Annotated in this window: 9 protein-coding genes and 1 tRNA gene; 7 read left to right on the forward strand and 3 right to left on the reverse strand. The window is 55.1% G+C overall.

Annotated elements, in window-relative coordinates; genetic code table 11:
* Positions 1–24 precede the first annotated feature (24 nt).
* A tRNA-Phe gene (locus tag ACMGG3_RS14635) sits at positions 25–100 on the forward strand.
* Between the two features lie 54 nt (positions 101–154).
* Here ACMGG3_RS14635 and ACMGG3_RS14640 read toward each other — a convergent pair.
* On the reverse strand, positions 155–682 hold the full coding sequence (locus tag ACMGG3_RS14640) for a helix-turn-helix transcriptional regulator (RefSeq protein WP_044857798.1): 528 nt from the start codon (positions 680–682) through the stop codon (positions 155–157).
* A gap of 671 nt (positions 683–1,353) precedes the next feature.
* Here ACMGG3_RS14640 and pgaA point away from each other — a divergent pair.
* The 4 genes from pgaA to pgaD are packed head-to-tail and all read left to right on the forward strand — an operon-like array spanning position 1,354 to position 7,556.
* Entirely contained in the window at positions 1,354–3,792 is a 2,439-nt protein-coding gene (pgaA, locus tag ACMGG3_RS14645; RefSeq protein ID WP_414149277.1) for a poly-beta-1,6 N-acetyl-D-glucosamine export porin PgaA, read from the forward strand.
* Positions 3,793–3,800: 8 nt separating this feature from the next.
* Positions 3,801–5,804, forward strand: coding sequence for a poly-beta-1,6-N-acetyl-D-glucosamine N-deacetylase PgaB (gene pgaB, locus ACMGG3_RS14650; RefSeq protein ID WP_040018839.1), 2,004 nt, complete (start codon positions 3,801–3,803; stop codon positions 5,802–5,804).
* Positions 5,797–7,128 (forward strand): poly-beta-1,6-N-acetyl-D-glucosamine synthase, encoded by a 1,332-nt coding sequence (pgaC, locus tag ACMGG3_RS14655; protein WP_032678962.1) that lies wholly within the window; start codon positions 5,797–5,799, stop codon positions 7,126–7,128. The genes pgaB and pgaC overlap by 8 nt, the downstream gene beginning before the upstream one ends.
* Positions 7,125–7,556, forward strand: coding sequence for a poly-beta-1,6-N-acetyl-D-glucosamine biosynthesis protein PgaD (gene pgaD / locus ACMGG3_RS14660; protein ID WP_047355874.1), 432 nt, complete (start codon positions 7,125–7,127; stop codon positions 7,554–7,556). Before pgaC ends, pgaD begins: the two co-directional genes overlap by 4 nt.
* A 65-nt stretch (positions 7,557–7,621) precedes the next feature.
* Here pgaD and gss read toward each other — a convergent pair whose 3' ends face one another.
* Positions 7,622–9,484, reverse strand: a complete 1,863-nt coding sequence (gss, locus tag ACMGG3_RS14665; protein WP_014171600.1) for a bifunctional glutathionylspermidine amidase/synthase — start codon at positions 9,482–9,484, stop codon at positions 7,622–7,624.
* A gap of 213 nt (positions 9,485–9,697) precedes the next feature.
* Between gss and yghU the strand changes: the two genes are divergently transcribed.
* Positions 9,698–10,567: a glutathione-dependent disulfide-bond oxidoreductase gene (yghU, locus tag ACMGG3_RS14670; protein ID WP_020883668.1), complete on the forward strand. Its 870-nt coding sequence runs from the start codon at positions 9,698–9,700 to the stop codon at positions 10,565–10,567.
* Between the two features lie 160 nt (positions 10,568–10,727).
* The gene (locus tag ACMGG3_RS14675; RefSeq protein WP_020883667.1) at positions 10,728–11,060 is read left to right on the forward strand and encodes a glycine zipper domain-containing protein; all 333 of its coding nucleotides are present in this window, start codon (positions 10,728–10,730) and stop codon (positions 11,058–11,060) included.
* An 80-nt stretch (positions 11,061–11,140) separates the two neighbouring features.
* Here the strand turns inward: ACMGG3_RS14675 and ACMGG3_RS14680 are convergent, their stop codons facing one another.
* Positions 11,141–12,688: a methyl-accepting chemotaxis protein gene (locus ACMGG3_RS14680; protein WP_014171604.1), complete on the reverse strand. Its 1,548-nt coding sequence runs from the start codon at positions 12,686–12,688 to the stop codon at positions 11,141–11,143.
* Between the last annotated feature and the right edge of the window lie 17 nt (positions 12,689–12,705).

Raw genomic sequence — 12,705 nt, forward strand, 5'->3', positions numbered from 1 at the left:
ATATCAGGTTTAATGCGCCCCGTTGCCCGGATAGCTCAGTCGGTAGAGCAGGGGATTGAAAATCCCCGTGTCCTTGGTTCGATTCCGAGTCCGGGCACCACTCTTCAGAAAACCCGCCCTCGTGGCGGGTTTTTGCTTTTGGGGTAAAGCAAAGCTAGGGATCGTTCCCATCCGAATCCAGCAGTTTATTTTTAAAGATAAACAAACAAGCCTCGTTGAAGTTCTCTGCCCCCAGCCGTTCTGAGAGCGCGGTCCGTTTACGGTAGAGGCTTTTAATCGACGTATTCAGTTCCTGTGCCACCTCTTCCATCGCCATGCCAGCCCTGAGCAACCGCAGCATAATGGCTTCATGCGTGCTCAGCCGTAAGTTCAGCAGCCACTTTGTTGTCAGACGTTTGCCCTTCATGTTGAGCACCAGGTTGAATAACGACGCCATATCGGGTGCCGTGAGCGACGTGTTCATAAACAACTTCATGCTGAGCAGGTTCTCCTCGCGATGCCGCATATCGAGCATAACGCAGCAGATTGTTTTTTTCGTTCTGGCCGGATGGCGTATCAGGTAATCATATAAACGCAGCGGTGCACGGCTATCAATCAATACAGAATATTCATCTGCGCCGTTATCAAATATCTTTCTGTCAATGGAGTCCAGCAGGATTATATCCGGAAAAAATATCCTCATCCCCCTGACAAGGTAGCGATCCTGTGTCACTAACACTATTGAAGTTGCCACTAACCATCCCTTTTAGATTAAAGCAAGAACGACCCTTCGGAAAGAAGTCCGCCTTCGTTTTATAGCGCTTTTATATTAACGATAAATGTATTCTGGCTTTGATTGACCCTCAATTCGCACATTCATTGATACGTCTTCCCATAGACTATCATTCAATGGCTGCCATTAATTATAAGTAAAAAACAATCTCAGAAAAGTCACTTTTATGGATATTAAGAATTTTTGTCATGAAACTTCCCAAACATGCACCGGAAAGTACTTTAATTCACACCAATAAGGCGCATTAAAAATATAAACAAATTTGTCACAATATAAATAAAAACCAACCAAATCATAAAGTTATAAATATAAATTCATTTCAAAATAATCGTTTAGGACAGCTCATTACAGAATTATCTCAAAACAACCACCCTGCTTTTCAACATATTTATCTGCCAACATATCGGGTGTACATTACCAGCCACTTAGCCCTGACCATAAGGACCCATAATTACCTTTAAGTAAGTACCCCATAACGTAACTGCATTCAGATTAAACGTTCTCATTTATGGCCTTTAACCCCGTGCTTAAAGGCGGCCGTGTTATGCAATGGATTTATGATAAACAAATGGCAAATAGATATGGAAAGATCACTTCGCTTCAATACGTTATTCTTTTACCGCACTCCCGCTTTATTGTTTCTGTTATTACTTTTCCCCTTTCTGGTTCAGGCAGCAGAATCAGTATATGAACAACAGATTCAGCAGGCGCGTAACGGTAATTACGCTCCTTTTCTGCAATATCTTCAGCGTTATCAGCAGCAACATGCCCTGACGCCTGAGCAGGTTGCGGACTGGTTGCAGGTGGCGTCCTGGGCGGGTCGTGATGACGACGTTATTCAGGTCTGGCTGCGTTACAAGGTCTATATGGCTCTTCCTGCCCGTGGCGTGGCTGCTGCTGCTCAGGCAAGGCGAAACCAAAAGGCGTGGCAACCTGCGTTAATGCTCTGGAAGGAGGCGTGTAACCTTGCACCGGATAACGACGATTATCGCATCGGCTACATCAAAACCCTCGCCGACGCCCGCATGGATACACTGGCTCTGCAGGAAGCCCGGCAACGGGTGGCGGAAAAGCCCTCTCTGGCTCACCTCCAGACGCTCTCTTATGTCTATTCACGTCAGGGGAAAAACCAGGAGCGGCTTTTGGCAGACATCCGTGCGTTGAATAGTGCGCCAGCGGATGACGCCCTTCGTACTGAGTTGATTGATGCGTTAACAGACAACCGGGCCGACACGCCTGCCCTGCGGCTTTCACAAACGGTGACGCTGCCCCCCGCGCAACGCCGCCGTCTGGCACTCAACGCCGCCGCTGAAATGGTACGCCTTGCCGATGTGCCTGCCCGTACTGAAACAGAGCGTTTGCAGCTCGCGCAAGCGGCGCTGAACCGCTATGACGAACTGCTGTCCCGCTGGCAAAACGAAACTCAGGCAGCGGAGGACGTTATCCGGGCCCGTGTCGATCGGCTTGGCGCGCTTCACGCCCACGGTGATTATCCACAGGTCATCAGGGAATATCAGGCGTTAACGTCGGCTCAGCATCCCGTGCCGACCTGGGCAATTGGCTGGGTTATCTCCGCGTATCTGGAGGAGAAAAATGCCGATGCCGCCCTCTCGCTTCTCAAACGTTATCCAGACTATGCGCCGGATCCGCAGGACGACGATCATGCGCTTTTCTACGCCTGGCTGGATACCGGGCAGTATCAGGCCGCTCGCCAGTATGTTGAGAAGATAACCCGTAACACGCCCTGGACCCGCTACGATTTCGGTTCGCCAACCCCGCAACCCAACGATCAATGGCTCATCGGGCAGTCGCTCACCTTTAACTATTTGCTGATGACCAATGCCCTTCCGCAAGCCGAAAAGCTGGCGCAACGTCTGGCTGCGTCAGCGCCGGGAAATCAGGGATTACAGATTGATTACGCCACCTTACTTCAGGCGCGGGGTCTGCCGCGGGCGGCGGAGCAAAAGCTCAAAATGGCCGAGACGCTGGAGCCATCCAATATCGAGCTGGAACGGCAGCAGGCCTACGTCGCAATGGATCTGCAGGAGTGGCGACAGATGGATTTACTGGCCGATGACGTTATCGCCCGCGCGCCTGTCGACGGGAGCGCCCGACGTCTGGACAGGCTCAGAGACGTCCATCATCTGTCCGAACTGCGTCTGAACGCGGGCAAAGGACTGCACTCTGATAACCCCGTCAGCGGCACACACGATCTGAGCTGGGATGCAACGCTCTACGGTCCGCCCGTCGCGGATAACTGGCGGCTGTTTGGTGGAACCCGATTTGCGCAGGGCAATTTCGACGAAGGCAAAGGCAGCAGCCGCCACCTGTTTGCCGGCATCGAATGGCGGCCTCGCGACCTTCTGGTCGAAGCAGAACTCTCCGGTAACCATTATCACGGTGCAAACAAGCCCGGTGCTCGCCTCTCGGCGGCGTACAGCCTGAACGATAGCTGGCAGGTGGGTGGAAACCTCGAACGTCTTTCACGCACGACGCCTTTACGGGCACTGCGTAATGGCGTCAGCGCAAACCGGGGAGAAGGCTGGGTCCGCTGGTATCAAAACGAACGCCGTGAGTACCAGTTTAACGCCTCTGCCAGCCACTTTTCCGACCATAACCGCCGCCAGGAGTTCGCCCTTACGGGTAAAGAGCGGCTGTGGCAGACACCCACCCTGACGCTGGATCTCGAACCGGGTATATCAGCGAGTACTAACACCCTGCGGGACACGCTCTATTACAACCCGGAGCGGGATCTCTCCGTAACGGCAGCCCTGTCCGTCGATCATCAGATGTACCGCCATTACGACACGCTCTGGAGCCAGCAGGTCGTTCTCGGCGGCGGGGAATACTGGCAGAAAAATCAGCCTGCTGGTGCCATCGCCCTGCTGGGTTACGGGCAGCGCATTCAATGGAACAACGTCATTGATAGCGGCGTGATGCTGAACTGGGACAAGCGCCCTTTCGACGGTAAACGAGAAAGCAATCTCTCCGTCACGTTTGATGCGAATTTACGCTTTTAAGGATGAATATGCTGAACAAACGTTTTTCTGTGAGCCTGATAATTATCGGCTGGTTATGCCTCAGCGCGAGCGTCTGCGCTCAGGCCCTCTCGTTTATGTCCCCCCAGGAACGGCCACAGCCTGAGGCGAGTAAACCCTGGCCAAAAAACCATTTTCTGGTTCTGGCCTACCATGACGTTGAAGATGATGCAGCCGATCAGCGCTACCTGTCCGTTCGTACCAGCGCCCTAAACGAGCAGATCGGCTGGCTTGTGCATCACGGTTATCACGCCATTAGCGTGCAGGATATTCTGGATGCGCATGAGGGCAAAAAAACGCTGCCGCCCAGAGCCTATTTACTCAGTTTTGATGATGGCTACAGCAGTTTCTACACCCGCGTCTGGCCACTCCTTCAGGCCTGGAACGTCCCTGCGCTGTGGGCACCGGTGGGCAGTTGGGTAGATACGCCAGCGAATCAGCAGGTCAATTTCGGCGGACTGATGACGCCCCGCGAGCGCTTTGCAACCTGGGATATGGTGCGGGAGCTAAGCCAGTCTCCGCTGGTTGAGATTGGCTCGCATACCTGGGCTTCGCATTACGGCATACCGGCTAACCCACAGGGAAGCCGTGAACCCGCCATCGCCAACCGCTTTTACGATAAAGCGACGGGGCGTTATGAAACCGATCGGCAGTTCAACCAGCGGATCGCTGATGACGTGCGCAAAGTTACCGATAAAATTACCCGGGTGACGGGAAAAGCGCCCCGCGCCTGGGTCTGGCCCTATGGCGCCGCGAACGGCACATCGCTCGCCATCGCCAGAAAGCAGGGTTATCAACTGGCCTTTACCCTTGAAGACGGGCTGGCAGATGTGCGCGATCTCGGCAATATTCCGCGTCTTTTGATTTCCGGAAATCCCTCGCTCAAATCCTTTGCCAGCACGGTCAGCCAGATTCAGGAGGCCGATCCCGTGCGCGTCATGCACGTCGATCTCGATTATGTCTACGATCCCGATCCGGCCCAGCAAACCAACAACATCAACAAACTTGTCCAGCGGGTTTACGACATGAAAATCAGTCATGTTTTCCTGCAGGCGTTTTCCGATCCGCTGGGCGATGGCACGATCAAAGCGCTCTACTTCCCTAACAGCCGGCTTCCGGTGCGCGCCGATCTGTTTAATTTTGTCGCCTGGCAGCTGCAAACCCGCGCAGGCGTAAAAGTCTATGCGTGGATGCCGGTGCTCTCTTTCGATCTCTCACCCGCACTCCCGCGGGTACAGCGCTGGGATCGTCAAACGGGCCAATTGCACGAGGCTACCGACCCCTACATCCGCCTCTCCCCGTGGAACCCCGAGGTTCGTCAGCAGGTCACGGAAATCTATGAAGATCTTGCCCGCTACGCCAGCTTCAATGGGATCTTATTTCACGACGATGCGGTGCTGACAGACTTTGAAGATGCCGGCCCGGATGCCCTGCGCGCCTGGAATAACCGCAGCATCGCCGCGATGCAACACGATCCGGCCGCCCTTCATGCCTGGAGTCGCTTTAAAAGTCAGACGCTCATCGGCTTTACCCGCAGCCTTAGCCAGGCGGTGAAAAACATACGCGGCCCGCAGATTAAAACTGCGCGGAATATGTTCGCCCTGCCCATCCTGCAGCCCGAGAGCGAAGCGTGGTTTGCACAAAATCTGGATGATTTTCTGATGACCTACGACTGGACGGTTCCGATGGCTATGCCGCTGATGGAATCCGTTCCGGCCGAGGAAAGCGATGCCTGGCTCACGCGGTTGATCGCCGCCGTTGCCGCACGGCCCGGTGCACTCAATAAAACCATTTTCGAGCTACAGGCCCGGGACTGGGAGCAGAAACCTCAACGTGCCGTGCCCGACACGCGTCTGGCGCAGTGGATGCGCGTTCTCCAGCTGAACGGCATCAAAAATTATGGTTACTACCCCGACGATTTCATCAACAACCAACCTGATATTTCACGCATCAGGCCTGAATTTTCTTCGTACTGGTACCCTGACAATGACTGATCGCATTATCGCATTCTCTATTTTATGCCTGGTATTCGGGTTGCCTCTGGGCGTGGCTGCCCTCTTTACCGGAGAACTGATTCTGGATTTTGTCTTCTTCTGGCCACTGTTCATGTCCGTGCTCTGGATAACCGGGGGGCTCTATTTCTGGTTTCAGCTTGAACGGCACTGGTCATGGGATAAGCAGACGCCTGCTCCGACGTTAGACGGCGATCCGTTAATTTCAATCCTGATCCCGTGTTTCAACGAGGAAAGAAATGCCCGGGAGACTATTAGCGCCGCGCTGGATCAGCGCTACCCCCATATCGAAGTTATCGCGATCAACGATGGTTCTTCTGACAACACCGCAGAGGTGCTGCAGCAGCTGGCGCAGGAACAGCCGCGCCTGCGCGTCATTCACCTCGCAGAAAACCAGGGTAAGGCGGTGGCGCTTAAGGCCGGTGCGGCGGCGGCGCGCGGCGATCTGCTGGTCTGTATTGATGGCGACGCCCTGCTCGATCGTGATACCGCAGCCTATCTGGTAGAGCCGCTGATTAAGTATCCCCACGTCGGGGCCGTCACCGGGAATCCGCGTATTCGCACACGATCAACGCTGATTGGCCGTATTCAGGTAGGCGAGTTCTCATCGATTATTGGTCTCATCAAACGGACGCAGCGGATCTACGGCAGGGTCTTTACCGTCTCCGGGGTTATTGCGGCCTTTCGCCGACAGGCGCTGGCAGATGTGGGGTACTGGAGCCCGGATATGATCACCGAAGATATCGACATCAGCTGGAAGCTTCAGCTTCGACACTGGGATATCTTTTTTGAGCCGCGGGCGCTGTGCTGGATCCTGATGCCAGAGACGTTAAAAGGTCTGTGGAAACAGCGTTTACGCTGGGCGCAGGGCGGTGCAGAGGTCTTTCTGGTTAACCTTCGCAAGATCGTGCGCTGGGAACATCATCGCATGTGGCCGCTGTTTTTAGAGTACGCGTTGTCAACGCTCTGGGCATTCGCCTATGCGGTGACCGTGTTGCTGTTCATTGTCAGCCATATCATTACGTTACCCACAAACCTGACCGTCGAGAGTCTGTTTCCTCCTGAATTTACCGGGTTGCTTCTGGGGGTCATGTGTCTGATGCAATTCCTCGTCAGTTTGTATATCGAGCGGCGCTATGAAAGAAACGTGGCGAGTTCGCTTTTCTGGGTGATCTGGTTCCCGATGGTGTACTGGATGATTGGTCTGTTCACCACCCTCGTCGCCTTTCCAAAAGTCATGCTTAAACGTCAGCGTGCACGTGCGCGCTGGATCAGTCCGGACCGGGGAAAAGGAAGCATTCAATGAACGAAAATACGCTAATTCTGACTGAACATCGGCTATTGCCCCGTCTTTTTGATGCGGTGCTGACGCTGCTGGCATGGGGAGGTTTTCTGTTTTTCCTCTATGCCAATCTGTGGATGCAGGTAACCGAGGAGAGCAACTACCGCTGGGGCATTATTATTGCCTCGTTTAATACGGTGCTGATCTATTTGCTGATCGCCGTGCTTAACGGCTGGTTGCTCATTCTGTGGTATCAGTACAATCGCCGTCGCGCTCAGGTAAGGCGGCGGCGTCCCGATACCTGGCGTCACGATGAGCTGGCGAGAAGCTTTAACGTCCCCCCGCAAATCATTTCAGAGATGAGTCAGTACAATTTGCTGACGGTCTATCATGACCAGATCGGCCGCATCATTGACCTGAAGATAAGTCAGCAGCACGACGAGCATCCCTGAGCCGCCAGAAAACGAAAAACACCCGCAAGGAACACTTGCGGGTGTGTGTTGACAGCCGGAACAGCTTACTTGTCTTTCACCACAATCAACGGTTCGATGTCGCTCTCTTTCTTCACCACCAGCGAATCATCCCCGCGCAGACAGGTGCCGCCGTAGTTACCGCCCACGGTAAACGTACAGACCTGGATATGCTTGCCATCCACCTTCGGCAGGCACCACAGCTGCTGGTAGATATTTTTGCGATCGACAAACTTGCCGCTCGATTTATCCAGCACTTCATCCCCGGCGCTAATCAGATCGATATTGCTGCCGCAGCGTCCGGCAATCGGTTTGATGGCGTAACCGGTCTGTTTCAGCAGGTCGTTAACCTCGAAATCGGTATCGAGCAGATAACGGTGATTCGGGAACAGCTGCCAGAGCACCGGGAGGATCGCCTTGTTGCCGGGAATAACCGTCCACAGCGGTTCGAACACCAGCACTTCCGGACGCAGCAGGACGTCAATCAGCCGTACGTCACCTGCCGGATGCCCGGTGCGGATCGGCACGGCGGCGTATTCGGTTTCGCTCACCTCGCGGATCTGCTCTATCGCCGTCTCCCACGCCCAGGTTTTCCACACGCAGTTAACGTGACGGCCTTCGTCGTCAATCAGTTGCCCGGCCGCATCCCAGCTGAGAGCGTTAAGCCCATGCAGAATTTTGGTTTCAAACCCGGCCTGCAGCAGAGAGCGCTGAATAAAGAGCGCGTGATAATCCTCTTCGACGTCATTGTCCTGCATGATGTGCACGAACGGACGCGCATGGCTGTGCTTCCACGCGCCGGTAAGTTCTTCCAGCAAACCTTCCGCCGGATTGTGGCCGTTACCTCGGTAACCGTTCTTCACCCACTCTTCGAGGATTAATCCCCCTTCCGTGTGGCAGGAGGCGGAATCGGCGTTGTACTCGTAAACCTTGATGCCACGCTCATCCATGCAGAAATCCATACGACCGGTGATCATATGGTGACGACGCCACTGCCATGAGAGGCGCAGACGCGGCCAGAGGATTTTAGGGATGTCAAAAAGCGCCAGTAAGTTATCGTCTTTCAGCACTTTGTCGGTCGCGTGCAGGTACATCAGGTGCAGTTCATTGGTCGCTTTGATCAGCTCCTGCTCGGCACTTTCGGTGATGGTAAAATACTGGCAGGGATCTTTATTGATAAAGTGGCCGTTTGCGCGGACATACGCCTGCTGCAGGGCGTCGTTTTCGTTGAGCCATTTCCCGTCAAACTGACGTTTATTCTTCAGCCGCGCACCGCTGATTTTGAGCAGTTCACCGTCGAGTTCCGGCTGCGGGATGCTGTGCTCCGTGTCGTCCGTCTGGATCATCCAGCCGAGAATTTCGGTATCGTTAAAGGTGTCATGCAGCGTGTAAGTACCGTTCTCAACGGTCATTCGCAGCTCACGCGTCCACTGCTGCCCGAGCGGGAGCGGAGAGTGAATAACGTTCTGCTCGGCAATGCGCACCTTATCGTCCAACAGTTGCGTGATCACAGCAACGTGGCCGGTCTCATGAAACTCCCCGCCCTTTTGCCAGATAAGCAACGCCCCGGCCTGCGGCGCGCGTTTCGACCCATTGGCAAAGGCCTGAAGCGGCAGGATGTTATCGTTCACGACCTGGCGCAAAAAGCGCAGAGAGAAGATCTCCCACGCCATACCGACGTCGGTGAAAACACATCCATAATTGAGGAACAGAAAACGGCGGGCGAACTCAACACACTGCCACTTGTGGCCCATGTATTCATTGCCAATATAGCTGCGAAAATCCGCGTCTTCCGGATAACGACGCGGATCGAGACTGCCGTAGTTTGAAGAGTAAATCGCCACGCCACCCGGCGCATAACCTAATAACGTCCCGAATGGCGCGTCACTGCTTAACTTTCCTTTACGCATGTATCCAACCTAAGACGGGCAGGCGGCAATGTTGAAAGGGTTGTCGTCGTCTGCACGTTGTAATTAACCTGACAGAGGTGGGATTTATCATACACCCGTTCCGCTGTCTGTGTAGCGTGGCGCGAAGGGGAAATGTATTGCGCTCAGTTCGCTAAACCCTCCCATGAACTCCTGCTACACTCCCTCAACACATCACAAAAAAGGCAGGCCAACATGTCAGACGAAAATACCTATCAGCCACCCAAAGTGTGGGAATGGAAAAAGAACGGTGGCGGCGCGTTCGCCAATATTAACCGTCCGATCTCCGGTGCGACGCATGAGAAAGAGTTACCCGTGGGTTCGCATCCGCTGCAGCTCTATTCTCTGGGCACACCAAACGGGCAGAAAGTGACCATCATGCTGGAAGAGCTTCTGGCGCTTGGCGTGACGGGTGCCGAGTACGATGCATGGTTGATTCGCATTGGTGAAGGCGACCAGTTCTCCAGCGGCTTTGTTGAAGTGAACCCGAACTCGAAAATACCGGCGCTGCGTGACCACTCCACGACACCGCCCACGCGCGTATTTGAATCCGGCAGCATCCTGCTCTATCTGGCAGAGAAGTTCGGCCATTTCCTGCCAAAAGATCCGGCGGGACGTACAGAAACCCTGAACTGGCTGTTCTGGCTGCAGGGCGCGGCCCCGTTCCTCGGCGGCGGTTTCGGCCACTTCTATAACTACGCACCGGTGAAGATTGAGTACGCGATTGACCGCTTCACGATGGAAGCCAAACGCCTGTTCGACGTGCTGGATAAACAGCTGGCGCGTAGCCGCTACGTGGCCGGTGAAGAGTACACCATCGCCGATATGGCGGTCTGGCCGTGGTTCGGCTGCGTGGCGCTGGGTAGCGTGTATAACGCCGCCGAGTTCCTCGACGCTGAGAAGTACACCAACGTTCAGCGCTGGGCGAAAGATGTGGCACACCGCCCTGCCGTGAAGCGCGGGCGTATCGTTAACCGCACCAGCGGCGAGCTCAACGAGCAGCTCCACGAACGCCACGCGGCGAGCGACTTCGAGACCAATACGGAAGACAAGCGTCAGGCGTAATTCTCTGCCGGGCGGACCACCGCCCGGCAACAGGGATCCCTGCAAGGGGCATGATTTGCTTAAGGGTTGAGCCGGTATTACTGGCACTATGCGGACGTTTTTCTCAGATCAGATGACGAGAAAAGCGGACTCAACCGACAGCAGTCACAAAGGATTTGTTATGAAATTGATGAAAACAGCGCTGATTATCAGCACCCTGATCTTTTCCACTTCTGGTATGGCGATAGATAAAACCGCCGCCGGTGCAGTGGCCGGTGCGGCAATTGGCGCAGCCACGGGCAAAGATTTGAAATCCACGGTAGGCGGTGCGGTCGTTGGCGCGGGTACCGGTGCGATGTTCAAAAACGGCGACAAAGGTAAAGCTGCGCGTAAAGGCGGCGCGGTGGGTGCCGTGGTGGGCGCAGGTGCTGCAGCGGTAACAGGCAACAGCGTACTGAAAGGGGCCGCCGTCGGTGCCGGCTCTGGCGCACTGATTGGTGAAGCCACCCACTGATAAACGGCGGGCGGCGCTCCGTTTGGTTCGCCTACATTTAACCGAAAAAAAGGCCGCACACGGCGGCCTTTTAACAGTGATTAAGCCGAGAGGCGGAATTTCTGCACCGACCGCTGGAGCTCTTCGGTCTGACGTTCAAGCGCGGAGGCCGCTGCCGAGACCTCTTCCACAAGCGAGGCGTTTTGCTGTGTCACGCCATCCATTTGCGTGATAGCAATACCCACCTGCGAAATCCCCTTACTTTGCTCTTCAGAGGCAGACGCGATTTGCTTCATGATGGTCGTCACTTCCGTCACATCACGCAAAATGGCATCCATGGTGGTGCCCGTGTCGCCCACCAGCTTTGCGCCCTGCTCAACGCGGGAAACGGAATCGGTAATCAATCCCTCAATTTCTTTTGCCGCGTTGGCGCTGCGGCTTGCCAGGTTACGCACCTCGCCGGCCACGACGGCAAACCCACGTCCCTGCTCGCCCGCGCGTGCCGCTTCCACGGCAGCGTTGAGCGCCAGGATATTGGTCTGGAAGGCAATGCTGTTGATCACATTGGTGATTTCAGCAATCTTCTTCGAGCTCTCAGAAATACCGCTCATGGTGGTCACCACCTCTTCCACCAGCGAGCCGCCGCGGCTGGCCGTTGTTGACGCCACATCCGCCAGCTGGCTGGCCTGACGCGCACTTTCCGCGTTCAGCTTCACGGTGGCGGTCAGCTGTTCCATGCTGGCCGCCGTCTCTTCCAGTGCGGCGGCCTGCTCTTCGGTACGGGACGAGAGATCGTTATTACCGCTGGAGATCTCCGTCGCGCCGCGCCAGATATTCTCGCTGCCGGAGCGAATAGAGCTCACCGCTTCTCGCAGGCTATCCTGCATCGCGCTCAGCAGGGGAACCAGTTGCCCCACGCAGTTGCGACCGAACGGTTCAATCGGCTGACTGAGATCGCCCTGGGCAATCTGGCGGAACTGCTGGCGAATGCGAGCCAGCGGTTTTACCAGCATCGCCATCAGGTAACGGTCGGTGAAGAGCAGTATTAACAGGCCAATAATCGTGGCGGTGATAATCACCGTGCGGGTCATACTGGTCAGGCTGTCTACGACGACTCGGGTGCTGTCGAGTGCCCGGGCAGCCGCGTTGTTAAAGTTCTCCGCAGCAGCACCAAACGCACGACTCAGCGGAGGGGTGATGTTATTCGCCTGCTGACGGTAGCCCTCCAGAGAGGACTGCTTCGCCTGCTGCATTTGCGGCGTTACGCCCTGCTCAAGCAAAGCCTGCCAGCTACCGATCACCTGAGCTGAAACTTGCTCATCCATCGGTCCTGGTGAGATTGCCTTCATCTCAGCCAGTTTCTTCCCCATATTGTCCAGCGCCTGCTGGGCAGGGGCCAGGTCCGGTGTGCCACCCGCGGCTTTCACTTCCATCGCGCGACTCAACCGGGTCACAAAGCGAAAATACTGATCGTTACCCTGACTGAGTATGGTCATCTGTTTGACCAGCTGGCGATCCACCTCATTGCCCTCTGATACCCGTGACAGAGACCAGGTGCTGTAAAGCCCCACGCCCGCCCACATTAAACAAAAGATCCCGAGAATCGTCAGCATGACGAAACGGATCGTGAAATTACGCAACATATTCATAAGTCTTCCTTGCCGTG

This window comes from Enterobacter sp. BNK-18, assembly GCF_047456135.1.
GTDB lineage: Bacteria > Pseudomonadota > Gammaproteobacteria > Enterobacterales > Enterobacteriaceae > Enterobacter > Enterobacter ludwigii.

What these genes read in the sequence shown, in the direction of transcription:
- ACMGG3_RS14640 (WP_044857798.1), bottom strand. Translation starts at nt 682, where the DNA reads ATGAGGATATTTTTTCCGGATATAATCCTGCTGGACTCCATTGACAGA.
- pgaA (WP_414149277.1), top strand. Translation starts at nt 1,354, where the DNA reads ATGGAAAGATCACTTCGCTTCAATACGTTATTCTTTTACCGCACTCCC.
- pgaB (WP_040018839.1), top strand. Translation starts at nt 3,801, where the DNA reads ATGCTGAACAAACGTTTTTCTGTGAGCCTGATAATTATCGGCTGGTTA.
- pgaC (WP_032678962.1), top strand. Translation starts at nt 5,797, where the DNA reads ATGACTGATCGCATTATCGCATTCTCTATTTTATGCCTGGTATTCGGG.
- pgaD (WP_047355874.1), top strand. Translation starts at nt 7,125, where the DNA reads ATGAACGAAAATACGCTAATTCTGACTGAACATCGGCTATTGCCCCGT.
- gss (WP_014171600.1), bottom strand. Translation starts at nt 9,484, where the DNA reads ATGCGTAAAGGAAAGTTAAGCAGTGACGCGCCATTCGGGACGTTATTA.
- yghU (WP_020883668.1), top strand. Translation starts at nt 9,698, where the DNA reads ATGTCAGACGAAAATACCTATCAGCCACCCAAAGTGTGGGAATGGAAA.
- ACMGG3_RS14675 (WP_020883667.1), top strand. Translation starts at nt 10,728, where the DNA reads ATGAAATTGATGAAAACAGCGCTGATTATCAGCACCCTGATCTTTTCC.
- ACMGG3_RS14680 (WP_014171604.1), bottom strand. Translation starts at nt 12,688, where the DNA reads ATGAATATGTTGCGTAATTTCACGATCCGTTTCGTCATGCTGACGATT.